General features: G+C 40.3%; 23 protein-coding genes. 5 read left to right on the top strand and 18 right to left on the bottom strand.

The window, feature by feature from the left end; translation table 11 throughout:
- Nucleotides 1-33 precede the first annotated feature (33 nt).
- The 4 genes from ACQKEZ_RS05445 to proC form a co-directional block, all read right to left on the bottom strand.
- Nucleotides 34-579 (bottom strand): GNAT family N-acetyltransferase, encoded by a 546-nt coding sequence (locus ACQKEZ_RS05445; RefSeq protein WP_427299257.1) that lies wholly within the window; start codon nucleotides 577-579, stop codon nucleotides 34-36.
- 85 nt (nucleotides 580-664) lie between these two features.
- Entirely contained in the window at nucleotides 665-1,933 is a 1,269-nt protein-coding gene (locus tag ACQKEZ_RS05440) for a glutamate-5-semialdehyde dehydrogenase (RefSeq protein ID WP_427299256.1), read from the bottom strand.
- 15 nt (nucleotides 1,934-1,948) lie between these two features.
- Nucleotides 1,949-3,067, bottom strand: a complete 1,119-nt coding sequence (gene proB, locus ACQKEZ_RS05435; RefSeq protein WP_427299255.1) for a glutamate 5-kinase — start codon at nucleotides 3,065-3,067, stop codon at nucleotides 1,949-1,951.
- A gap of 28 nt (nucleotides 3,068-3,095) precedes the next feature.
- On the bottom strand, nucleotides 3,096-3,893 hold the full coding sequence (gene proC / locus ACQKEZ_RS05430; protein WP_427299254.1) for a pyrroline-5-carboxylate reductase: 798 nt from the start codon (nucleotides 3,891-3,893) through the stop codon (nucleotides 3,096-3,098).
- Nucleotides 3,894-4,340: 447 nt separating this feature from the next.
- Here proC and ACQKEZ_RS05425 point away from each other — a divergent pair, with 447 nt between their 5' ends.
- The gene (locus ACQKEZ_RS05425) at nucleotides 4,341-5,537 is read left to right on the top strand and encodes a cytochrome P450 (protein WP_427299253.1); all 1,197 of its coding nucleotides are present in this window, start codon (nucleotides 4,341-4,343) and stop codon (nucleotides 5,535-5,537) included.
- Nucleotides 5,538-5,668: 131 nt separating this feature from the next.
- Nucleotides 5,669-7,711, top strand: coding sequence for a molybdopterin oxidoreductase family protein (locus ACQKEZ_RS05420; RefSeq protein ID WP_427299252.1), 2,043 nt, complete (start codon nucleotides 5,669-5,671; stop codon nucleotides 7,709-7,711).
- Between the two features lie 48 nt (nucleotides 7,712-7,759).
- Here ACQKEZ_RS05420 and ACQKEZ_RS05415 read toward each other — a convergent pair whose 3' ends face one another.
- From ACQKEZ_RS05415 to xylA, 3 genes are all read right to left on the bottom strand, one after another.
- Nucleotides 7,760-8,446, bottom strand: coding sequence for a glycoside hydrolase family 11 protein (locus ACQKEZ_RS05415; RefSeq protein ID WP_427299251.1), 687 nt, complete (start codon nucleotides 8,444-8,446; stop codon nucleotides 7,760-7,762).
- Between the two features lie 89 nt (nucleotides 8,447-8,535).
- Nucleotides 8,536-10,035 (bottom strand): xylulokinase, encoded by a 1,500-nt coding sequence (gene xylB / locus ACQKEZ_RS05410; RefSeq protein WP_427299250.1) that lies wholly within the window; start codon nucleotides 10,033-10,035, stop codon nucleotides 8,536-8,538.
- 35 nt (nucleotides 10,036-10,070) lie between these two features.
- On the bottom strand, nucleotides 10,071-11,408 hold the full coding sequence (gene xylA, locus ACQKEZ_RS05405) for a xylose isomerase (RefSeq protein ID WP_427299249.1): 1,338 nt from the start codon (nucleotides 11,406-11,408) through the stop codon (nucleotides 10,071-10,073).
- Nucleotides 11,409-11,619: 211 nt separating this feature from the next.
- On the opposite strand from xylA, the gene xylR reads away from it, so the two are divergent.
- A complete protein-coding gene (gene xylR / locus ACQKEZ_RS05400; protein WP_427299248.1) occupies nucleotides 11,620-12,780 on the top strand; it encodes a transcriptional repressor XylR in 1,161 nt (386 codons plus the stop codon).
- 48 nt (nucleotides 12,781-12,828) lie between these two features.
- Here the strand turns inward: xylR and ACQKEZ_RS05395 are convergent, their stop codons facing one another.
- From ACQKEZ_RS05395 to csaA, 3 genes are all read right to left on the bottom strand, one after another.
- Nucleotides 12,829-14,436 (bottom strand): glycoside hydrolase family 43 protein, encoded by a 1,608-nt coding sequence (locus ACQKEZ_RS05395; RefSeq protein ID WP_427299247.1) that lies wholly within the window; start codon nucleotides 14,434-14,436, stop codon nucleotides 12,829-12,831.
- Between the two features lie 25 nt (nucleotides 14,437-14,461).
- Nucleotides 14,462-15,853, bottom strand: a complete 1,392-nt coding sequence (locus ACQKEZ_RS05390) for an MFS transporter (RefSeq protein ID WP_427299246.1) — start codon at nucleotides 15,851-15,853, stop codon at nucleotides 14,462-14,464.
- A gap of 543 nt (nucleotides 15,854-16,396) precedes the next feature.
- Entirely contained in the window at nucleotides 16,397-16,729 is a 333-nt protein-coding gene (gene csaA / locus ACQKEZ_RS05385; RefSeq protein ID WP_427299245.1) for a chaperone CsaA, read from the bottom strand.
- A 283-nt stretch (nucleotides 16,730-17,012) separates the two neighbouring features.
- On the opposite strand from csaA, the gene ACQKEZ_RS05380 reads away from it, so the two are divergent.
- Nucleotides 17,013-17,492 carry a site-2 protease family protein gene (locus ACQKEZ_RS05380; RefSeq protein WP_427299244.1) on the top strand — a complete coding sequence of 160 codons (480 nt, stop codon included), beginning with the start codon at nucleotides 17,013-17,015 and terminating at the stop codon, nucleotides 17,490-17,492.
- Here ACQKEZ_RS05380 and ACQKEZ_RS05375 read toward each other — a convergent pair.
- The 7 genes from ACQKEZ_RS05375 to ACQKEZ_RS05345 form a co-directional block, all read right to left on the bottom strand.
- Nucleotides 17,489-19,135, bottom strand: a complete 1,647-nt coding sequence (locus ACQKEZ_RS05375) for a YndJ family protein (RefSeq protein WP_427299243.1) — start codon at nucleotides 19,133-19,135, stop codon at nucleotides 17,489-17,491. The two genes, ACQKEZ_RS05380 and ACQKEZ_RS05375, sit on opposite strands and share 4 nt — an antisense overlap.
- Complete coding sequence (locus ACQKEZ_RS05370) at nucleotides 19,128-19,733, bottom strand: DUF4166 domain-containing protein (protein WP_427299242.1); 606 nt, start codon at nucleotides 19,731-19,733, stop codon at nucleotides 19,128-19,130. The genes ACQKEZ_RS05375 and ACQKEZ_RS05370 overlap by 8 nt, the downstream gene beginning before the upstream one ends.
- Nucleotides 19,717-20,574 carry a hypothetical protein gene (locus ACQKEZ_RS05365; protein WP_427299241.1) on the bottom strand — a complete coding sequence of 286 codons (858 nt, stop codon included), beginning with the start codon at nucleotides 20,572-20,574 and terminating at the stop codon, nucleotides 19,717-19,719. The genes ACQKEZ_RS05370 and ACQKEZ_RS05365 overlap by 17 nt, the downstream gene beginning before the upstream one ends.
- Before the next feature lie 113 nt (nucleotides 20,575-20,687).
- The gene (locus ACQKEZ_RS05360; protein WP_427299240.1) at nucleotides 20,688-21,239 is read right to left on the bottom strand and encodes a TetR/AcrR family transcriptional regulator; all 552 of its coding nucleotides are present in this window, start codon (nucleotides 21,237-21,239) and stop codon (nucleotides 20,688-20,690) included.
- Between the two features lie 2 nt (nucleotides 21,240-21,241).
- Nucleotides 21,242-21,961: an MBL fold metallo-hydrolase gene (locus tag ACQKEZ_RS05355; RefSeq protein WP_427299239.1), complete on the bottom strand. Its 720-nt coding sequence runs from the start codon at nucleotides 21,959-21,961 to the stop codon at nucleotides 21,242-21,244.
- A 49-nt stretch (nucleotides 21,962-22,010) separates the two neighbouring features.
- Nucleotides 22,011-22,472, bottom strand: coding sequence for a GyrI-like domain-containing protein (locus tag ACQKEZ_RS05350; RefSeq protein ID WP_427299238.1), 462 nt, complete (start codon nucleotides 22,470-22,472; stop codon nucleotides 22,011-22,013).
- A 52-nt stretch (nucleotides 22,473-22,524) separates the two neighbouring features.
- Nucleotides 22,525-23,460 (bottom strand): helix-turn-helix transcriptional regulator, encoded by a 936-nt coding sequence (locus tag ACQKEZ_RS05345; RefSeq protein WP_427299237.1) that lies wholly within the window; start codon nucleotides 23,458-23,460, stop codon nucleotides 22,525-22,527.
- A 126-nt stretch (nucleotides 23,461-23,586) separates the two neighbouring features.
- On the opposite strand from ACQKEZ_RS05345, the gene ACQKEZ_RS05340 reads away from it, so the two are divergent.
- Nucleotides 23,587-24,108 carry a mother cell-specific membrane sporulation protein gene (locus ACQKEZ_RS05340; RefSeq protein WP_427299236.1) on the top strand — a complete coding sequence of 174 codons (522 nt, stop codon included), beginning with the start codon at nucleotides 23,587-23,589 and terminating at the stop codon, nucleotides 24,106-24,108.
- A 37-nt stretch (nucleotides 24,109-24,145) separates the two neighbouring features.
- Here the strand turns inward: ACQKEZ_RS05340 and czrA are convergent, their stop codons facing one another.
- The gene (gene czrA / locus ACQKEZ_RS05335) at nucleotides 24,146-24,475 is read right to left on the bottom strand and encodes a Zn(II)-responsive metalloregulatory transcriptional repressor CzrA (protein ID WP_427299235.1); all 330 of its coding nucleotides are present in this window, start codon (nucleotides 24,473-24,475) and stop codon (nucleotides 24,146-24,148) included.
- Nucleotides 24,476-24,665 lie beyond the last annotated feature (190 nt).

Genomic DNA, 24,665 nt, shown 5'->3' with positions numbered 1-24,665 from the left:
CGGCTTGGGGAGCTTTTTATGTATGTTCGCACTCTATGACTCATCTGGATGGATGATCGCAAACAAATAGTGATCCTCCCACTTTCCATTAATCTTTACTTTTTTACGATTTAGTCCCTCATTCTCAAAACCTGTCTTTTCAAGTACACGAATGGAACCGATGTTATGGGGTTTTACTCCAGCCTCAATACGATGGAGGTGCAGTTCATCAAAGGCATAATCGATGATTAAACGAATGGCCTCTGTCATATACCCCTTCCCACCTTGCTTTTGATCAAGTACGTAACCTAGCAAAGCCCCTTCAATGGGTCCTCTTTCGACTGAACTCAGTGAGATCGTTCCGACTAAAACATCTGTTTCATTTAAGAAAATACCGTGCATGTAAGCTTCATCTTGTGCACATCTTTGAATACTGCGCTTAATCCGTTCAATCTGTCGAGATAACGTGAAAAAATCATCTTTGACCAAAGGTGTAAATTGTTGAAAATATGAGCGATTCTCAAGTTCCAGTGTTAATAGTGATTCTGCATCATTTTCTGTTAGCGTTCTCACATATATATGCTGACTTATTTTCTTCATTAGCTCCCCCCCTTTTTTATATTTTATCATAATGATCATAAGAGCAAGAAAAAGGCACCACCTATTCAAAAGGTGGTGCTTCATTTTAATTTCTGATGTGGCCGTCACCAGAAAGAATATATTTCATTGTTGTCAGTACAGGAAGCCCCATTGGTCCTCTTGCATGCAATTTTTGTGTGGAAATTCCGATCTCTGCACCGAAGCCGAGTGCCCCTCCATCTGTAAAGCGAGTTGATGCATTATGGTACACCGCAGCGGCATCAACTTCGTTTAAAAAAGAAGCTGCTTTCCTTTTATCTTCCGTGATAATTGCTTCTGAATGTTTTGTTCCATATGCATCAATATGGGCGATCGCTTCATCAACTGAAGCAACCACTTTAATAGCAAGATCAAGACTTAAATATTCGTCTGTCCAATCACTTTCCTGTGCAAGCACTGCATTTGAAAAATAGGGTAATGTGGTGCTTTCGCAGTGAACTCTTACACGCTGAGCGAGAAGTGCTTCATTTAATGCATCGCCATGCTGTTTGAGCCAATTTTGATGAATGATGAGCGTTTCTAATGCGTTACACACTGCTGGTCTGTTCGTTTTGGCGTTGACGACAATATCAATCGCCTTATTGATATCAGCTGTCTCATCAATGTACACATGACAATTACCTGTGCCTGTTTCTAAGACAGGAATCGTTGCTTCTTCCACAACGGTCTTAATTAAAGAAGCGCCGCCTCTTGGAATGAGCACATCAATCCATTCCTTTAAATGAAACATAGCACTGACAGATGAACGATCTGTTTGCTCAATAAACTGAACGGCTTCTTTAGGAACGACAGTCTCATCCAGCGCTTCATGAATCACTTTGACAATGGCTTTGTTGGAAGAAATAGCGGAGGAACCGCCTTTTAAAATCACTGCATTGCCCGCTTTTAAGGCAAGGCCTGTCGCATCAACAGTGACATTCGGTCTCGCTTCATAGATCATTCCGATGACGCCGAGCGGTACTCTTCGACTTGTTACATGTAAGCCGTTATCAAGAGTCCATTCATCCAATATTTCTCCAACTGGGTCTGTTAGTCTTGTGACAAGACGCAGACTTTCAGCAAACTCATGAACCCTTGTTTCATCTAAGAGCAATCGATCCATCAGTGCATCAGAGAAGCCTTTTTCTTTCCCAACTTCTAAATCTTTTTTGTTTTCCTTTAAAATGAACTTGGTTTGCTTCTCTAAATCATCTGCTACCTTCAAAAGTGCTTCATTTTTCTCTTCCGTTGACAATAGTCCGACTTGTTTGGATGCTTTCTTTGCTTTCCTTGCCTTTTCTTTGACCGATGTGACAACTTCAGCTGTCAGTGTCATGAAATTCCTCCCTTATTAGCAAACTGGTATTGATAATTCCAAATGACAAACAAACGATTCTGGGTCGACAACATGAACCACACTGTCTAGCGCATCTTCTTGAGGTTGAGCTAATTTACTAGCTGAATAATTCACAATACCCAGCCCTATCTCCCTTTCATTTTGGTCTAAGATGCGAACGACGTCACCTTTTTCAAAGGAACCTCTTACATGTAAGATGCCCTCATGATCAAGACTCTTCTGGCGATGTAACAAATATTCCTGGCTTTCTTCATGAATGACAAGCTCGCCTTTTGGTCCTGAATGAAATGCAATCCATTGCTTTTTGTAATTTAGCGGAGCTAGATTTTCATCTGTGGTAAAATACGTTCCATCATCGGTGCCACTCACCGCTTTTTCTAAAATATTCGGGGTATCTGCTTTTCCTAAAAACCCATGGATACCAGATGCCATAGAAATCTTAAAAGCATCTAGCTTAGACTTCATACCACCTGTGCCAACACTGCTACCTGCATCACCTGCTGCCGCTTCAATTTCTGCTGTGATCTCATTGACCTGAGTGATTCGTTTCGCATTTGGATTGAGATTCGGGTTTTCTTCATATAATCCATCAATATCTGATAAAATTGCAAGAAAATCAGCATCAATTAATCCTGCCACCTTCGCAGATAGAGTATCATTATCACCAAACTTTAGACGGTTAATGGTCACCGTATCATTTTCATTAATAATGGGTATAATCCCTCGATCCAATAACACATTCATCGTGTTTCGCACGTTTTGATAACGTGTTTCATCTGAGAAATCACTTCGAGTAATTAATAGCTGTGATGCAATATAACCGTGTGAGAGAAACAAAGCTGAATATGATTCCATTAAAAGCCCTTGCCCAATTGCAGCAGATGCCTGTTTTTCTGGAAGTGTGTTTGGTCTCTCCATAAAGCCTAGCTTCCGATAGCCGGCTGCAACAGCTCCTGATGATACTAAAATCACTTCATGGCCTTCATCTTTCAGTTTTACAATTTGGTTGACGAGATTTTCGAGTTTTTTTAAGCTAATCTCCCCTTGAAAGCTTGTAAGAGAGCTACTTCCGATTTTTACAACAATTCGTTTTCTCTCTTTCCCTACGTACACCTAATCACTCCTGTATCGTGACTCATATTTAAATAGATACTTTTTGTTTTTGTTGTTCACTAATCTCTTTTGACCGTCTGGCTGCTTGTTTGACGGCCTGTTTGATCGCTTCTCCGCCACCAAATAAATCTAATGCATTTAGTCCTGCAGCAGTTGTTCCATTCGGTGACGTAATTTTTTCTCTTAGAACAGACGGATTTTCAGCTGTTTCTTGAAGCATTTTAGCTGCACCAAGAAGTGTCTGTGTTCCGATTTGGAGAGTCATTTCTTTTGATAAACCAGCTTCTTCTCCTGCCTCTTCAATTCTTTCCATTAAAAAATAGAAATAGGCTGGACCGCTTCCGGCAATTCCTGTAAAGATGTCCATTTGCTCTTCCTGAATGGTATAGACTTCTCCCATTTCAGATAGAAGTGCCTGACTTACGCTCACATCTTCTTTTTTCACATATCGTCCAGCAGATAGAGCCGTTGCTGACGCCCCAATGGTACTTGACGTATTCGGCATGACTCTCATGACAGGCTGCTCTTCATGCAACATGTCTTCAATATAATCTGTTTTCACGCCTGCAAGTACAGACAAGATGAGTTGATCCCGCTGAATGCGGGGCCTTAATGATTCAAGTGCTTTTTCAGCATCCTTTGGCTTCATCGCCAGGATCAAGATATCCATTTCTTCAAAAGGAAATGAATCCATTGTGGCTGTTTGTATCCCGTATTGTTTCGTTAAGTCATTCAATCGATGTTGATTTTGTCGGTTTGTTGCGTAAATATGGTTGAGCGGCATCTGTCCTGATCGCACAATACCTGCAATCATTCCTTCAGCCATAGAACCTGCTCCAATGAAAGCAACTTTCTTTTGATCAATGATATTGATCCTCTCCCTTGTTCGCTTTTTGTTCGTGTTTTGCGCACGTTAGTTATCGTAACATGATGAGAAATCGTGTCAAGAAAGAGCTGGCGCTTTTCAAAAGTCCCGAATGCACGGGGAACAGCTTGCTGTATGTATGTTAGACGCGCTTTTCTAATCATACAATTTAGGTAAAAGGAACTATCGTCATTTGAATCATAGTACCCTTTCGTTCGACTGGATTCACCATTTTATTTTCGATTTAGAAAACGCTATCATTTTGATGAATTTCTATTTTCCTATAAGATGAATGTGTTTGAATATTCCGATTAGACTATTGACATATTTTAGAAAACATGTCCGTTGAAATGAAGTTTTACTGGTGATACCGTGAAGGAAAAATCATGCGAAAAAGGAGCGTTCATAATGAAAGTGAAAGAAAACTATGTCAATGTCATTCCAATGAAAGAAATTCGATCCACTGATGACCTTCTTTTCCCGTTCCCTATCTACAATAAGTTACGTGCACAGAGTGATATCAGATACGATGAGATTAGAAAGTGCTGGGATCTCTTTCGCTATGCTGATATTCAATCCGTTCTCAAGCAGCCAAAAATGTTCTCATCACAGCGAGGAAGAAGCACGTCTAAAACGAGTATTTTAACAATGGACCCTCCAAAACATACAAAGATGAGAGCGCTCGTGAATAAAGCATTCACACCAAAAGCGATCAAGCAATTAGAAGACAAAATCAAAGACTTAACGCACGATCTATTAAAGCAAGTAAGACATAAGCATACATTTGATATCGTCCAAGATCTGGCAGCTCCGTTGCCTGTGATGATCATCGCTGAGCTGCTCGGTGCAGAGGTGAACGACAGGGAACTGATTAAGAAACATTCAGATGCTCTTGTGGCAGGTGCTAAAGATGAATCAGCAGAAGCCATCCAGGCCGTTGTAGACATGCAGAAACAAGCAGAAAAAGAGCTGTCAAATTATTTTACTCATTTGATCCAAAAACGAAAAGAAGCTCCTGCTGATGATTTAATCTCTCTCCTCATCCAAGCGGAAATCGATGGTGAACGCTTAACTGAAAATGAACTGCTTGGCTTTTGTATTCTATTGCTCGTTGCTGGTAATGAGACAACGACCAACTTAATCACAAATACAGTACGACTGCTCACTGAACAACCCAGTATCGCCGAATCAGTGCGGCAGGATCCATCTCTCATTCCACAATTGACGGAGGAAACGTTACGCTATTATCCACCTGTTCAAGCAATTGGACGAATTGCAACAGAGGATGTTGACATCGCAGGCTCACGCATTAAAAAAGGAGACTATCTCATCAGCTGGATTGCTTCTGCGAATCGGGATGAACAGAAATTTGAAGACCCAGATACGTTTCGGCTTGATCGAAAATCAAATCCCCACATGAGCTTTGGTTTTGGCATTCATTTCTGTCTTGGTGCACCCCTTGCCCGGCTTGAGAGCAATATCGCGCTTGAGATTTTATTAAATACGTTTAAGGAGATTACCTCTGGAGCAGATACTTTAAAACCAATTCAAAGCACTTTTGTTTTTGGGATGAAAGAATTCCCTGTACAGGTCACACGTTTTTAAAAGTCCCTTCTCAGGGGCTTTTTTTCATTTTCTGAAATTCATCCATCTCTTTCTTACCTTCCATCCTCGAACGTGCTAAAATATAATCCATATCAAGCGACTACGGAATTCGGAAAGGAAGCTAAAAACTCATGACCGATTATACAGCAATGAAAGACGGAATATTCAAATCAGTTTGTTCTTTAGATTGCCCTGATCAGTGCGGTCTTTTAATACATAAAGAAAATGGAAAGATCGTCAAAGTGCAAGGAGACCCAGATCACCCTGTGACACAAGGAAATATATGCAATAAAGTGAGGAATGTCACTGCCCGTTTATATGATGAAAAGCGGCTGTCGACTCCTTTAAAACGAGTTGGCCGAAAAGGAGAAGGACAGTTTGCCCCGATTACGTGGGGAGAAGCCATTGAAACCATTCAGCAAAAATGGACAAAGCTGATCGAAGAAAAAGGACCAGAAAGTATTTTACCTTACAGCTTCTATGGGAACATGGGCAATCTCACTGCAGAAGGAATGGACCGGCGTTTTTTCTATCGTCTTGGTTCAAGTCAGTTAGATCGAACCATCTGTCAGTCAGCAGGAACGACTGGCTATACATATACAATGGGAGCAAGTATCGGTACAGATCCAGAAGAAACCATTCATACGAAACTATTTATTTTTTGGGGCATCAATGCGGTTTCGACCAATATGCACCAAATCACCTTGGCACAAAAAGCTAGGAAGCAAGGGGCTAAGATTGTCGTTATTGATGTTCACAAAAACCAAACCGGCCGGATGGCTGATTGGTTCATCCCACTTCGCCCTGGCACTGACAGTGCGCTCGCCCTTGGCATCATGCATGTCCTTTTTGAAGATGATCGTACAGATGCTTCATTTTTAGAGACTTACACGGTCGGCCACGAAGAGCTACGCGAGCATGTGAAGCAGTATGACCCAGACACCGTTGAACAAATCACTGGTGTCCCTAAAAAAGACATCATCACACTTGCGAGAATGTATGCAGAGACATCGCCATCACTCATTCGCATTGGCAATGGTTTGCAGCATCATGATAATGGCGGGATGAGTATTCGAACCATCGCCTGCCTTCCTGCCCTAACAGGTCAATGGCTTCACAAAGGCGGCGGTGCGATGAAATCGAACTCTTCTTTTCTCAGCTATAATGAAACAGCTCTTCAGCGGCCGGATCTATTAAAGGAACGCACGCCTAGAACATTTAATATGAATCAGCTAGGTAGTGTGCTGACGAATGCAAAGCCTTCCGTAGATTCACTCTTCGTCTACTCTTGTAATCCAGCCGTTGTGACACCTGAAGCGAATAAAGTAAGAGAAGGTTTACTGCGAGAAGACTTATTTACGGTTGTTCATGACTTGTTCCTTACAGAGACAGCGACATATGCAGACATTGTCCTGCCAGCGACATCTGCCTTTGAAAATGAGGATTTTTATACATCTTATTGGCATCATTATATTCAAATTCAAGAGCCCGTCATTGAGCGATATGGGGAAAGTAAATCAAATACAGAAGTATTTCGCCTATTAGCTCATGCGATGGGCTTTGAAGATGATGCCTTCCGCGAGACAGATGCGGAACTCATGGAACAAGCCCTTCATCATCCGGAAAATCCGCATTATGAAGACATTTCATATGAGGCATTAAAAGAGAATAAGTGGATCAAAGCAAAACGAGGGGCTTTCCAAGACTTAAAGCTTCCTACCCCAAGCGGGAAAATTGAGCTTTATTCTGAACAAATGAAGCAAGATGGATATCCAGCACTTCCAACCTATGTACCCCTTTATCAGGAAAGTGATTATCCGCTTACCTTTATACCGGGACCGAACCATAATTTTCTCAACTCCACCTTCTCACTTCATGAAAAGCATCAAAAGCTTGAGAAATTTCCGAAGCTTCACATGAATGAACAAGATGCGAAAGAGAGAAATATTGAAGATGGCGACATGGTACGTGTGTTGAATGATCGGGGAGAATGCGAGCTGATCGTTACAGTTGGTGACAATGTGTTATCTGGCGTTGTGGTCAGTCAAGGTTTATGGGCAGATCAAAAAGGCAAAAAGCATTTAGTCAATGGATTAACACCTGACCGGCTGGCAGATATGGGCGGAGGGGCTACGTTCTTTTCTGGCAGAGTTGAGGTAGAAAAGATATTGTAAGCAAGGAGAAAAGCCAGCAGTGAGACTGCTGGCTTTTCTCTTCTTAATTTATTGTCCAATGAATAATTGATTTGTCATCACATTCGCACTTCCGTTACTCCGGTAGCCTTCTACTGTTAATGCTGTTTCATACATTTTTCCCATTGTCATCCCTAAGCTTTCCCATTTTCTAAAATGCTGACTGACGGATACAGTCCCGCTTGTACGTTTTGTTTGACGTACACTCCAATATTGTTTGAATGTGGCAATCCCGATAATCGAAGGTTGATTGACACGTGTCGTTTCATAAATGTCATATGTGCCTCCATCTACAGTAAATGTTCCTTTATACGTTCCTGTTGGACGATACGTGCCCCATGAATCAACAATGTAGTATTCAGCTAGTGGAGATTGTGTCCAGCCATAGACACACAGATAGGAATTCCCGCCTGGGTTGAAGCTTGCGTTGTAATTGATGGAGATGTTGCCAAGCTGATGATGAGTTTTAGTGGAATCAAACTTCTTTCCTTTTCGAAACAAAGCATTTCCGATATTGTTCCATTGTGCACTAAATGCCCCGCCGTTATTGAGTGTCATAGATGTATTTCCATAATCCTTCCATAATTCATAATCGTAGCCGCTATGGTTTCCCATTTGATTATTGGTAATGGTCATTGCATGAGCTGGTACAGCAGTCAGTATAAGCGTAAGTCCAATGCACATCACAAACAATAGCCTCAACCTTTTGAAATTCATTCTTTATTCCTCCCCTTTTTCATCAGTATTGTTGTGTCATCCCTATGATGAAACGAGCCCATCACCTCCTTTCAAGTAACGAATTAATGCTAGATGGAACGATACCGCTCTAAAGCCACATGAATGTCTCTTGTCCTTTTATAAATACTTTGATACAAATAAAACAGATGATCATATGAATCGACATGTTGTTGATCTGGCTCAAATACGGCCGCTTGACGGATAAATTGATCAGCACACGCTTCAAGTGACTGAAACCAGCCACAGCCAACAGCGGCAAGCATGGCTGCACCTAAAGCGGGCCCTTGTTCGTTTTCTAACTGGATGACCTCAGCCTGAAAAATGTCTGCTTGCATTTGAAGCCATGTTTTACTTCTAGCACCGCCGCCAATGGACACAATAGAATCAATTTTTTTCCCTGCCTGCCGGAATAAAGCAATTGATTCATTTAACGAGAAGGTGATTCCCTCTAGCACAGCCCTGGCCACATGCACCCTTCCATGTCTGCTGTCTAATCCAATCAAACTTCCGCGAATAATCGAATCCGCATAAGGTGTTCTTTCACCAACTAAATAAGGGGTAAATAGCAAACCATTTGATCCTGGTGGTACATCAGCCACACCCTCTAAAAATTCTTTGAACGATTCGTTTGGAGCCAATAAGGATTTTGTCCAATCAAGACTATATCCTGCTGAAAGAGTGACACCCATCGTATAAAAAGCATCTTTTTTTGCATGATGAAACAAATGTAAATTCCCTTGAAGCTCTCTATCATGGTCTTCTTCGTATGAAAGAATGACACCCGATGTGCCAATGCTGCATAAAGTGTGGCCAGAGGACAAAATGCCAGCACCAATTGCCCCACAAGCATTATCTGCGCCCCCTGCAAAGACTTTCGCACCTTCTCTGATCCCGATCTCTCGTGCAACTTGCGGCAAAAGCGTTCCGACCTCCGCTTCCGATGAGACAAGCGGCGGACAAATATGAGGAGAGATATCAAATGACTGACAAATATCATCACTCCACGTTTGTTCTCCGATATCTAACAGTAAGGTACCTGCCGCATCAGAATAATCGATATGAATAGCGCCGGTTAATCGAAATCTAACATAATCTTTTGGCAGTAAAAACATGTCTATTTTTTGATCAATGTCTGGTTCATGCTCTTTCACCCATAATAATTTCGGCAATGTGAATCCTTCTAAAGCATGGTTTTTTGTGATCTTTTGCAGCCGGTCCCCTAGTTTTTTTGTCATTTGCTTACATTGCTCTGTCGTTCTTGTGTCATTCCACAATATCGCAGGGCGGAGTACTTGGCGGGATTCATCTAATAAAACAAGACCATGCATCTGCCCGGAAAAGCTGATGCCTTCTACTTGCATTGACTGAATAGTCTGTCTCGCTATGAGTTCTTTCATCGCGACGATCGTCTGCTCTACCCAATCCTCAGGATTCTGCTCACAATATCCAGTCTTGTCTTGAATGAGGTGATAAGGCTTAGTGGTTTCACAGCACACCTTTCCGTTCTCATCTACTAATATCGCTTTTACTCCGCTCGTTCCAAGATCAATTCCCATCACATACTTCATGTTTTCACTCCTTCAGAACAAATCCACAGGTTCAATCAATTTTCTAACAAGTATTGATTGAATCGTGCTTTCAGATGTTCCTCTCTTCCCGATTCGTTTCTGATCAAAGGATGCTTCAAAGCATATTCTTCTAATGTATGGAAGTTTGCCTTTCCCTCTGAAATATCGCGTCCAATTCCCTCAGAAAAACTGCGGTACCGGTGCTTAATCACATCTTCAAACACACGATCTTCTATAAGTCTATGAGCCACTCGCAACCCTTTTGCAAACGCATCCATACCTGCAATGTGCGCATACAAAATATCTTCAAGTTCAAAGGAGGCTCTTCTTACTTTTGCATCAAAATTAAGTCCGCCAGTTTCAAGTCCGCCATTTTGCAGGATTTCATACATGGCAAGTGTTGCGGCATATAAATCCGTTGGAAATTCATCTGTGTCCCAGCCGAGAAGTGAGTTTCCTTGGTTTGCATCAACAGATCCTAGTAGTCCATGAATTCTTGCAACACGTAATTCATGCTCAAACGTATGACCAGCTAGTGTCGCATGATTGGCCTCGATATTTAATTTAAAATGTTGATCTAATCCGTATTGCTTTAAAAAAGCGATGGATGTCGCTGCATCTGAGTCGTATTGATGGGTTGTCGGCTCCTTCGGCTTTGGCTCAATTAAAAATTGGCCAGTGTACCCAATTTCTTTTGCATAATCAACAGCCATGTGCAAAAATGTCGCCATGTGGTCAAGCTCTCTTTTCATATCTGTATTCAGCAGTGTGTCATAACCTTCTCGTCCTCCCCAGAAAACGTAATTTTCTGCGCCGAGTTCTTTTGCTGTATCGATCCCTTTCTTTACTTGCGCAGCCGCATAGGCAAATACATCTGCATGACAAGATGTAGCGGCGCCATGCACAAATCGAGGATGCTTGAACATGTTTGCAGTGTTCCATAGTAACTTGACTTGGCTATGCTGCATGTAATCCTTCATTCTTTCTAAAATGATGTCTAAATGTTGATTGGTCTCTTGTAACGTGTCTCCTTCTGGTGCAATATCACGGTCATGGAATGAGAAATAAGGAACATCCAATATGTCAAAAAGTTGAAAGGCCGCCTCCAATCTAGCTTTCGCCAAATCCATTCCGCGATATGAGTCCCATGATCTTTGCATGGTGCCAGTTCCAAACATGTCTGTTCCATCAGCAGTCAATGTGTGCCAATAAGCAACTGAAAAACGTAAATGGTCTTTCATTGTTTTTCCGCCGATTATTTCATTCGCATGATAATGTTTAAAGGCGAGTGGGTTTTTTGATTCTTTTCCTTCATATTGAATTTTGCCGATCCTCTCTAAGCTGCGTAAGGATTGCATGTTTGATTTGACCATTCTCTATTCCTCCTACGAATTCACTTTGTAAGTTGATACAACAAACTAATGATCGATCTGTCATCAATTCTCTTTGAATTTTCCATATTTTTTAGTTTTTTAGAAATATTTTCGTTATAATAAAGTTAAAATCATGCTTCTTATGAAATGCACACAAAGAAAAGCACCTTTTTTAATTTAATCTAAAGACGAAACAAATGGAGTGGATGAAGTGGATACCGCTGATCAAAACTTTGTGAAAAAAATAAATCAAAAGCTATTGCTAAAAGAGATTCTCAGCCATGCGCCAATCTCTAGAGCGAAATTATCTGAACGCACGGGATTAAATAAATCGACGGTTTCTTCTCAAGTGAGTACGTTAATGAAAGAACATCTCGTCTATGAAATAGGTCAAGGCGAATCTAGCGGCGGGAGAAGACCTGTTTTACTCATGTTTAATAAACGTGCTGGCTACTCAATTGGCATTGATGTCGGTGTTGATTATGTAAATGGTATTTTAACAGATCTTGAAGGGTCCATTATTCATGATCAACAGCTCATGCTTCCATCTAGCTCTCCTGAAGTGACCACACACATATTAATGGAATTGATTCAACAGTTGATCTCACAAATTCCTTCTTCCCCATACGGTCTTGTTGGTATCGGCCTTTGTATGCATGGGTTAGTAGATGCAGGTGAACGAATCGTGTTTACACCTCATTCAAAATGGAAAAATGTTGACCTGAAAACAAGTCTTCAAGACACATTCCAAGTGCCAGTATTTATTGAAAATGAAGCAAATGCCGGGGCATACGGTGAAACAATCTTCGGTGCGGCTAAACACTATGACCATCTCATATATGCAAGTATCGGCACTGGGATTGGGATCGGCATCATTATCAATCATCATTTATACAGAGGCGCATACGGTTTTTCCGGTGAAATGGGACATATGACGATCGATTTTAATGGGCCAACATGTAGCTGTGGAAACCGTGGATGCTGGGAGCTGTATGCATCTGAGAAAGCTTTATTTCAGTCACTTCAAACAGATGATCAGCACGTATCCTATCAAGACATTGAACAGCAGGTGAAGTTAAATAATATGAAAACACTCAATGCCTTGCGCAACTTTGGCTTTTACCTTGGCGTTGGCCTCACAAACGTCCTGCACACCTTTAACCCGCAAGCCGTTATTTTACGAAACAAAGTCATTGAATCACAGCCAACGGTATTGAGTGTGATTCAAGACGAAGTATCTTCGCGAATGGATGCGCAATTTAGCTCTCGTGTTGAACTGCTCCCTTCGTCGTTAGGACACAATGCACCAGCATTAGGGATGACATCTCTTGTCACTGAAGCTTTTTTACATGATGCTGCCCTCTCACAATGACTCGCTACGTGATAAAAAAGAGACAGCTTGACAGGCGTTGTCTTTTTTTTATTCACCTGTTTCTTCATAGCGAAAATAATTAAAATCAGCAGGCAATCGTGCGCCGCTTGTGTCTTGGCACTGCATACCGACAAATGCCCCTGTAAAGAATCCCCCTCCGCGAATGAAATCATCGGATAAATGGCTCGATTCAAATTTTACATCAATCTTCTCCCAATCTTGTTGATCAAAAGAATAAGAATATTCGTATGTTTCACGCTGAACCGTCACTTTTAAATAGACATAAGTGACCTCTTCTGGAATGACTATTTTTCGGGTCAATGGCTGAGAAAAAGTAAGGTTTTGACAGACGGATAATTCAAGGATACGACCAAGTTCCTCATCGTATGTCACCTGAAGGGCTGTCCAGTTTTCCGTATTATAATAATTCACAAGACCAGCAGCTTGCTGAAAATTCTCTGGAAAGAACGAAACAGCTGTCTCCGCTTCAAAATAAAAACTTTGCCAGCGCCTTGCAACAAACGCTTGGGTAAACTTAGACGTTAGAGACTCATGACCGTATAGCCTTAAATGATCAGGTTTCTCCGTCAATGAACCAATCTGATCGGTTAAAGGGATTCTTAAGGTTTGAAAGTGTCTATTTAACGCTGATTCTTTAAATTCATCGACTGTATGGTGCGTTGGAGAGAAGACCTTTTCGCTCATAGCTGGCGCTTCAACCTCAAGCGCTCCTTCTTTTCCGCCCACAACATAAGGCCAGCCATCTTTCCATTCGAGCTTTTGAATCGCTGTCTCTCTGCCTAAAGGACACCAACCTCTTTGTTGAAAAATAGATTCCTTACCTGATTGAATTGGACGTCCCGTGAGATGAGCCAAATACCATTCATTTGTATGTGTTTGTACAATTGAGGCATGCCCGCATTTTTGAAGTGGATGGCTAGGCGCATGGAAAGCACTTAAAATCGGGTTATCAGGATGAACCTCATAAGGTCCATCAATATGTGAGGACCGGGCGATCGTTGCCGCATGCTCGTACCGAGTGCCTCCTTCTGCCGTTAATAAATAATAGTAATCTCCGATATGATAGAGGTGTGGGGCTTCCGTCAGTTTAATAGGAGTGCCTTTAAAAATGACCTTTCGCTGACCGATCAGTTTTTTTTCAGACACACTGTATTCCTGCAAGGCAATTCCAGCAAAGGAATGATGCTTTTCCCTGTGATCCCATAGCATATTTAATACGTATTTCTTCCCGCTATGATCATGAAATAAAGACGGGTCAAACCCAGAACTATTAAGCCGAATAGGTTCGCTCCACTCGCCATCCACTTCGCTTGCTGTCACCAAATAATTATGACCATCCTTAAATGGACCATCCACTACTTTGATATCTGAATAGATGAGCCAAAACTGACCATCTGCATAACTTAAACACGGTGCCCATACCCCGCCTGAATCGGGGTTTCCTTTCATGTCTAGTTGAGACGTTTTTTGCAAAGGACGCGCTGCGAGCTGCCAATGGACGAGATCCTTTGAATGATAAATTTGAACCCCTGGAAACCATTCAAATGTAGAAACCGCAATGTAATAATCTTCTCCTACACGACAAATACTTGGGTCTGGGTTAAACCCTTTTAGCACTGGATTGGTAATCTTCATTGAACTCCCTCCCCTTTAGATAACACTACATTTTAAAATCGTCGATATGATCGACATACACCTTATCCCTATTCTCAAGCTCTCTGACGACCCTTTGGTGTTTTTCTTCGTCTAGGTTATAAAAGTTAATATCAATCATCGCTAAAATGAGTAAGCAAACAGGAATGACCGTTGTGGTGATTAAAATGCCAAGTAATGCTTCTGGTGTTTGCATTTGGTTCGCTACATAGCCAAACCGATCGAGTACAAGCCCTGGAACGATCCCGCCTAGTGCCATGCCAAATTTAAAGAAGAATCCAATCACTGCGTAGATGAGCCCGCCCATCCTTTTCCCTGTTTTATATTCGCCATATTCAACGGTTTCAGGAATGAGCGCCCACATGTAAGCACCTGCTGTAATACTCCCAGCAGCAGCGACGAGTCTGAAAATAAGAATCAGAACAATTTGACTCGGTGGTATCACAAGTAATGCAAGAAGACCTGCAATATTCAGCAATAATGAATAATTCAGCAGTTTTTTCTTTCCTAACAGCTTGTGTAACCTTGGAATAAACGGCAGCACCATTAAAGCTGGAAGGCTGCCAATGAGTCCGTACCACTTCACTAAATCTTCTCTGCCAAGGTTATAGGTCACATAATAGATTCCTACCGAATTGCTGATCGAATTCACGCCAAAAATAATGATAAAGAAAATACTTAACACAACAAGTGGACGATTCACTCGTAACTGGACAAAGATATCGGTGAACTTAATCTTTTCCTCTGGCTTTTGAAGCGTGACGCGTTCATTCGTGCTTTTAAAACAAAAAATAAGTAATGCACCGCCAAGAACGCCGAGAAATGCCATCGTCATCTGCCAGCCAAGTGCTGTATTTCCTGTTGTATCACCTAAATAAGTCGCAAGAAAAGGAACAAAAAAAGCAACAACCAAACCGCCGAGATTTGCAAAAACCATACGAACAGACGTTATACTGACAACCTCTTGGTTATTTCTCGTCATTGCCGATGTTAAAGCACCGTAAGGAACATTGATGAACGTGTATGTAAGCGATAAACCGACATAGGTGATATAGGCATAAATAAGTTTTCCCATAGCGGAAAAATCAGGTGTCGTAAAGCAAAGGATCGCAAGTACCACAAATGGAAAGGCCCCAAATAACAGATAAGGTCTAAACCGGCCAAAACGGCTGTTTGTTCGATCAACCATTGCCCCAATAAACGGGTCGGCAAGCGCATCAATGGCTCGAACAACCAAGAACATCGTCCCTGCTGCTGCTGCGGATAAACCATACACATCTGTATAAAAAAATAATAGATACGTAGAGACAGTTGCATAAATTAAATTACATGCGAAATCTCCTGAAGCATATCCCACTTTTTCAGACATACGAATCTTCTTTAAATTCTCACTAACCATGTGCTTTCTCCCTTCTTCACTAAGCCTCTTCTAACGAACAGATGGTGTAGGGCAGCAGCAATCAATACATAAAATATAAAGCGCTTTCAATTTATTACAAAATGAAGCTGAACCTCTCAACCTTTCAGCTTAGCCCACATACGCAGTAAATCATTTGAATGACGAAATCATCCCCTTTAGTGAACGGATAAATAGGTGATCACCATCTTAGTTTATTGACTAAACAAACTAAGATGAATCCATTTTATAAAATCTGATCTGACTTTTCAATATTTTTTTGAAAAAATAATCCAAATAATCGATATACTGTCATTTTTTCTTTCATATGAGAAAAAATACGCGACCTATTCTTCTAAAATGGGCACAAAACAAAAAATAAAGCATTTAATGGTTGCATTCCCGCTCATCATATGCTATATTCATATAGCGATGAGCTGAATTGTGTAAGTCGGATAACACGTCTCTCTGAGACACACACGAATGTGGCGTGTGGTTATTCCGCCTCAATACGCAAAAGACATCTTCATTTGAAGATGTCTTTTTTTAACCTATTTTCGTTCCATTTTCAAGCGGTTCATCTGTTGACAAAAGAACAACATCTTCTTTCGTCGGCATTCCTCCCAATACTAAAACCTCTGACTTAAACCCTGCAATACGCCTTGGTGCAAAATTAACAACTGCAATCACTTGCTTGCCAATAAGCGATGTTGCTGTATAGCGCTTTGTCAGCTGTGCACTAGATTGCTTGATCCCAATAACTTCTCCAAAATCAATTTTGAGCTTAATGGCTGGTACTTTTGCTTCTGCAAAGAATTCAGCCTCTAACACAGTTCCTATTCGAATATCTAGCGCTAAAAATTGTTCAATATCTGCCATAAGATCCCACCCCATTTCGTTTGATTCGATCATGTTGTTCTGAATCAATCTGAAAACCTAACTTATGATATCACTTTTTTTAACCATTCTTCCCTGTCAAATCAGGAATAACTCTATCATATCGAAAGTTCATTTACTTGAATCGTAAGGATATCCACTAGTTAACATAATATATTTATCATCACTCATCAAACATTTGCATCTATATGTTCATTTCGTTAAAATAGCAAATAATCCTACTGTACTGCTTCCTCTCATATATTCATATAGGAGGGATTTTCACTTGTTTACACTATCGGATATGTGGACGTTTTGCTGGTCATTCTTTTTGATTCTCCCATTAGTCGCCATCTTGCATCAGCTTGGGCATATCTTTGTCGCACGCATTTTTGGTGCAAAGGTCTCTTTTGCCATCGGAAGAGGTAAAAGGCTCGTTACATTAGGCGTTGTTGAGATTAGAAGAATCTATTTTTTAGATGCTTTTTGCCACTATGAAGAAATGAGGAAGAATAGCCGTTTTACACATATCCTTGTTTATTTAGGCGGATCTTTTTTAAACATGATGAGTGTTCTTCTTCTCAATACGCTTATTGCAAATGATTTCTTACCTGAACATCCTTTTTTCTATCAATTTGCTTATTTCTCTATCTATTATGTCTTTTTTGCTTTGTTGCCCGTCCAATTTTCAGAGAATCATCCTAGTGATGGTCAGGCAATCATCAATATTATTCGACATGGAGAACCATGTGACATCATTGATTAATGGTCACGATCAAGCGCAGTCGTCTTTTGCTGAATATCATAATGGATGGTCAAAAAGGGAATACCAAATACTTTCATTCGATGAATGGCAGTTAAACATTCATGTGTTTGTTCTATCATTTGAAAATGCTCTTCCATTGGTAGCTTAATCGTGATAAAAGATGTATGAAAGTACATTCCTTCATCCCCTTGCCTGCTCCTTGAGATATTGCTTCTTAATAAAAAATCTCTATTGTCATTAGAGGGTTTTAAAATGGCAGTGAGCTGTGAAAAAGGGAGTGGTAATGCAATGTTCATATAGCAGATGCCATTCCTCTGATGGGTTGCATATAGTGCGAAAAATACCTGTTGGTGCTCTTCGTTTGTACGAACCCAAGCTCGCACTCCCTCTCTGCCGTCTCGTTTACTGTTAATTGGACGAATTTCCCCTTTCATTTCATATGGAATAGAGGATGTCCCAAGATGGAGCTGACCCATTCGTTTAAAGAGCGGATCCATCATCACGATCAATGGTCGTATCCATTTATGAAAGGAAACGGCTGCCTTTAACCGGTAGCGTGCCGGATTCTCATAAAAGCTTCGTATAACAGGTGCAACACTCTCAGCAGAAAAATGTTCTCCATTTAAACAATCTAGTGAATCAACCAGCCCTTGAGGATGTCGCTTAAGATCAATCATGCCCTCTTGCATCAGTTGATCTGCAAGACGGCCACGACCAAATAAACGAGAAAATGGCAAATCTTTTTTTGGTAATGGAGAAGCCGGTCGTTCCATCATCCAGCCAATGATTCCAGGTAGTATGACACAAAATGCGTTGACACTCCCATGAAACCATATCATTTCCTCAATCCCTATGTAGTTCTTACCAGTGAGCATACCCGTTGAATAAACAAGGGATAGAACAATGGTCCCCATTAAGAAAATAGCGGAACATAAAATCCAGCCTTTTGCTATCTTTGAACGGAACTTGGTTTTAAGAGCGATAAAACCATATATATAAAGCGCAAACACATACAGCAGTACACTGAACGTATCGAAAAGTCGAGAAAAACTAATCCCAATTGCAATTAGAATAGGTGAAGAGATGATGATATAAGCTGACAATTGATATAAGACGCTCTGCTTTTTCTGCAATCGTCCGAGTAGCCCATGAAAGATCGGGATAAAAAATGCAGAATAATGAAAGTGAATAGCTGTTAACAAGATCATAAGCGGAGAAAAAGTCATGATCGGCACGTCAGCAGTATAAACAAAAAACCAACCCCCACCTAACGACAAATACATGAATGCGCTATCAATTATACTTTCACTTAACGGATAAAGCCCTCTTTTTATGAAGCGCAAGAACCCAAATAATGCAAGACATATTGTGTATAACAACCATCCAGCACCAAACCATGGAGAATGAAAAATAAATGCACATGTTGCAAGTATTGCAGCAATTGGAAAGATTCTCATCAGCCAATGATAAATACCACTTTCTGTCTTCTCTTCGCTTTCTTGACCAATGAAATGCAATGTCATTGGCAGAAAAAATAAAATCGCCAAAAGCACAAAAAATTCTGGTGCAGGTGCGTCCGATAAACGAAGGGCGAGAAATAAACTCATAGCTATCATGCTACTTAGCACATGCCATTTATTCATCTTCATTCACCTTCTCTGTAAAACGCCCCTTATATGTAAAAAGTGTGCCGAATAAGCGATGATTCACCTGTACATGAATGGTGTATTCATCTCTTTCTTCATCATAACCTTCGATCACATCTGATACACCATAGAGAAATGATGGGAGGCTCCAAGCCTGACCAAAGATCATAAATTTTTGTTTACCTGATTGAATACGAAGAGAGCCATCCTTTGTGACTGAAAAATAAAGCTCTGATACAAGAATGTTCGGTTTTCCAAAATAATCAAGCACTGTCCCACTATCATCCTCTACAATCATATCTGCATCAAAATGCCTCGTCTTCTGAGGAAAATAAAATGTACGATACCAGTGCATGCCTACCTCGTTATTCCGTGAGATAAACGACTGATTCACAATACGAAAAGGAATTTGTCTTCCACGCTCAGGAAAAAAACACCGAAATCTAGGACCGATACGAAAAAGAAAACGAATGAAACGTGAGCCTCCACTTATTTCTTCCATCACTCCTTCTCCAATAAATGCTCGGTTGTACCGTCTCTTTAGCATGGGATGAAGCTTGTCATACTTATAAACTTGTTTATGATGAATGACCAACCTGATCCCCCCTTTTACGTTTTATCGAAAAGACCGACACACAATCTTTCATATTAATGAGTCCTGCAACCGATAAGATCAAAAATGCGCTCTCGATAAGTGGTTCATGGATGGTTTGATCAATTGAGAAAAAACCAATACCCATCAAAAAAGAAAGATACACGCTTTGAAAGATAAATAAATATTTTTTAGGCACAACTGGAAGAATCCAAGATATACCTAATAAAAGATAAAACAGTCTGAATCCCATATCATGATAAAAAATAGAATAAGCCCCAGGGGCAAATGCTTGGAATAGCCAAACAACTGAAAAAAGCAAACAAATAAATACGTGTGCCAGCGTTCTCTCCAGTAATAGCCTCGGGTGTATGCCTTTTTCAAGCCATACTTTCAGAGAGCCAAAGCTAAATGCAGTTGCTAGACCAATCATCGGACGAAACATGAAACGATCTGCCCATCTCCATCCTTTTCCCTCTTTTGTTTCGTAGTCAAACTGGGTGGTAAAAACGACCCGATCTTTTGTTTTGACATATTTCCAATGCCCCCCGCCCTTTTTGATAAAAGAAAGTGGGTGTGATGATCCAAATTTTAATGAAGATGCTCTTTCGTTTTCAGCCGTCACTTTTGTACGATAAGCTCCTGTTCCTGTTACACTCATACCAAAGCCAATATTTTTTTCATAAAGAAAAGATTGTGGTTCATCATTCGATGATGCTTCTAACGTAATGGTCGAAAAACGCAAATCCCATTGTTCATGAAGACTTGGATTTTGTGTATATTCCCATACCTTTTCAAGTGGTGCCACTATCTCTGTTTCCACATAAACAGGCTTTCTTTTCATATGCCTCTTCCCCTCTTATGTGAATTATTTCACATAATAAGCATATCATGTTTCACAAAACTGTCAAATCTTTTCTTACAAAAATGACTCATCTGCGAGATGAGCCACTTGTACTAAGCAAGACCTGCAAGATATACACGAACTGCACAGATCATACTTTCTTCAATATTTTCCTTACGCTGAAATCCTTTTTTATTCGCAATATCAGCAAATCCATGTAATAAACTTCTTAATCCTCTGATAACATGAGTCATCTCTTCCTGCTTCACACCAAATTCTGTCATCAGCGAACTGACAAAATCAACTAGAAGTTCCCCTGCTTCCCATACCCTTTGATCATTTAGATGTGAAAATGCCGCCTCATATAGACCTGGATGATGATGAACAAACTGGACATAACTTTTAGCAAAAGCAATCACAGCTTCATGTTTACCTAAACCTGATGTTGCTTTTCTTCCTTCCTCATCAAGCAGTGTAAGTCCCTTTACAGCAAGTGCCACTTGAATATCCTGAAGGCCAGTGACATGATTATAAAGAGACGGTGGTCTAATGTTTAGCCTTTTAGATAAAGTGGCAAGTGTAAGCGCACCAAAGCCCTCTTCGTCTACTACTTCTGCTGCTTTATTTACGATTTTTTCATACGTAATTCCCATTCTAGGTGACATGATTACTTTGCCCCCTTACCTAGTTGCCTTTTTCTTTTTTCAACTGCTTTTTTTAATAGCACTTGAGGCTGAAAAAGCAAATCTCCATGTCCTGTAGCTAGACAAGAGATGTTTAAGGAAAGAAGGGTTTCGGCACTTTTTAAAGCTGTTTGGTGATCCCATGTAGCAAAAGCGGGAAATGGAAATGACCACTTGAACGCACCGGTAACAGCAAGCCCTCCTTTTGTGACAAGTGCATCTCCCGCAATCAATATATGCTTGTCTTGGTCATATAAAGAAATGCTTCCTGGTGTATGACCTGGTGTTGAAATGACCTGCAAAGCTCCAATGACATCGCAATCTTGGATGAGTACGTCAGGTTTCGTTTGTATGCCTTTAGGAAGGCCACCTCTGATTTTGGATTGCGGTTCAAAAGGAAGCATTGAAACATCCCCTTCTAAAATTGGAGCCTCGCGCTTTGATACGTATAATTTTGCTTCAGGATATGCCTTTTTTACCTCATCTAGTGCGCCAATATGATCGCTATGAACATGTGTTAAGATAATTTTTTGTATAGGCTTCCCGCTCTCCTTAGCAGTTTGAATAATGAGTGGTGCCGCCGATTTTAAAGCGGCATCAACTAAAATCAGGTAGTCATCCTCTTCAAATAAATAGCAGTTAATCGGAAAGAAATTGGGCATCATTGTGAGTTGAAATAAGCGTTCGTGTTTTGTTATTCTCATGTTGCTCCCCCTAAAACTAATGATATTAGTTTTATAATAACTAATATCATTAGTTTTGGCTACTTATTTCATCACGAACAGCAATATATATATCTACTTGTGCTTCCTTTGGATTAAGTGCTCGTTCGTCATACAATTCATAATCACCAGTGTATGTACGATATTGCCGCTTATCCCATTGCCAAATGATTTGCCATGTTTCCAGAACAATTTCATCAATGGGGCCCTTTCTAGATTGGAACTTTGCGTAGGTGGTTGGTGGCAGAAAAATAGCATTTTGTTCATTCTCTTCTACAAATGCACCAATTGTAAGCAAATATTCTCCATTTTCATCTGACTCATAGTCTGAATACAGTGCAATCACTTGGGGTGCGCTCCCGTTTTTTTCTTCTTCAAAATACCTTTGCCAGTGCTCTGGGATTTTCCTTTCTTCTGTCATTTCTAACGCATTGCTTGTTCGGATGGATCGACCTTTTACGTACTTTTCTTGTAACTTAACAAGTTCAAACATATGCTCAGCTCCTTTTTCCCTATCTTATAAAAAGAAACCTGACAGCTGTATGTCAAGTTTCATAAAGGTTGTGTAATTTTTTTATTTGCTCAAATAGTTCTTTTCTAATACTGAGTGGCTCAAGCACTTCTATGTCTGGTCCAAATTGAAACAAAAAACGATACAACCATTCATCCTTCGGAACCGTAATAGTGGTCACATAAGTGCCATCTGAAGCGGGGCGAAGCATTTTTTCATCAATCCATTCTTCCATATGTATCAGGGCTTTATGATTTATTTTTAGTGTCAATTGGATATTTTCCGAGTGACGCTGCCACGATTGATTCCAAGGTTTTTCTTCGTTTTTAATTGGCTTTGGGATAAAATACCCTGGAATGAGCATGAGTTCTGATATTCTCGTTATTTTAAATAATCGAAACGCTTCTTTGAGCTGACAGTAAGCATATAAATACCAATGTCTCCCTTTTAAAACAAGCGTATGGGGTTCAGCCTTACGACTGGTCACTTCTCCCTTTATATTACGATACCGAAATTGAATAGGCTGATATTCTGAGATAGCATGATGAAGTCGTTGTAATTTCTCCTCAATGAGAACGTCCTTTCCCCAAGAACTTAAATCAATAAAGACACGATTGGCTTTTACATGAAGGCGATCGTTCTCTGAAGGAAAAAGCGTTCTTATTTTCTTTAAAACACTTTCACTTTCTTTAAATTGATAGGCACTTGTCATACTCTCAAGAGCTGTTAAAATGAGCTGAATGTCTTCGTCTGTCAGCAGTTTTTTCTCTAATCGATAATGTTCAACAATGGAAATTCCTCCACCTATCCCTTGATGCGTTACAATCGGTATGCCTGCCTGATTAATTGTATCAATATCTCTGTAAATAGTTCTAAGGCTCACTTCATGCATCTCAGCCAGTTCTTTTGCCTGTACTTGCTTTTTACTGATTAAAATCATCACAATTGACAGCACACGATCGATTTTCATTGAATCACCTCTTTTTTCAAATTCATAGGTTTTGATTTGATAAAAACAGAAAGAATGGTAAAGATAAGTAACAGCCAACACCGAGCTTACATCACCTGCAGAAGTGCAGGAGGAGGTTACACCAAGATGCATGAAGTATGGCAGTTTATCATTATGATCGTTATTATCGGCATGTTCTTATACATCCGTATGAATCGAATCAGTCGTTTCCAACCAGTTCGTACCCTTACTCTTTTTTTAAGAATATATCTTTTTGGTTTAACTGCCATCATTCTTTTAGCAGAAGGCCTTCAAAATGAAGCCGTCTTTATCTATGCGTTGATTGGCGCAAGTTTTGGCGGTGTTCTAGCAGCATACTCATATCAAACGCTCAGCCTTACACTTCAAAATGGTCGGCTCTATTTTAAAACAAGCAAGTGGGTAGAGGTGTTTATCCTGTGCTTGTTCTTATCAAGGCTTACATTAAAACTGAGTGAAATCTCTCGCCATCCAATCAATAAATTAAATATCCTTGAAGCCTATCAGCATATCGTAAGCGATGATGCCTTGACGATGATGAGTTTTTTTCTACTTGCGACGTATTATATCGGCTTTTCTTATTGGATGATGAAAGCAAATAAAAGGCATGTAAGAGTACATAGTGCATAAAAAAGCCTTCCTATCTATGCGAGGAAGGTTTTTTAAATCAGTCATGCTGTGCGTGATGAATCATTTGTTCAAGCACTTCCATCACATGCTGATCTTCTGGAGTATAAAAAATAGACGTACCTGCTCTTCTCGATTTCACGAGACGAAGGTTTTTTAAAAAACGAAGCTGATGTGACACGGTTGATTGCATTAAGTTCAATGTCTCCGCAATATCATTAACTGAATGCTCTCCCTGTGAGAGAAGGTGCAAAATGCGAATGCGTGTTGGATCAGACAATGCTTTAAATGTTTGTGAAACAAGAAACAGACTTTCTTCGTCTAGTTCCATCATGTCCTGTTCTTGATTTGTATCGAGCTCTTCTTTCATATAGCGTCACCTTTCTTCTGATTCTATTCTCTTGTTATTCTATGTATATGATCATCATATAACAAATCACGAGGCAAGCAAAGCGCACACACTTCTTTAAAAAGATTTATCCAGATAGCATTGACACCAGGTAGCATTCTTTTTAAAATGAGCATTATTTATACATTTTTTCCAAGAAGGAGCTGGTAGA

The sequence above is a fragment of the Bacillus sp. NPDC077027 genome (assembly GCF_050269555.1).
Taxonomy (GTDB): Bacteria; Bacillota; Bacilli; order Bacillales; family Bacillaceae; genus Bacillus.
The sequence above is the reverse complement of the archived record's forward strand: the minus strand, read 5'-3'. Positions and strand labels throughout refer to the sequence as shown.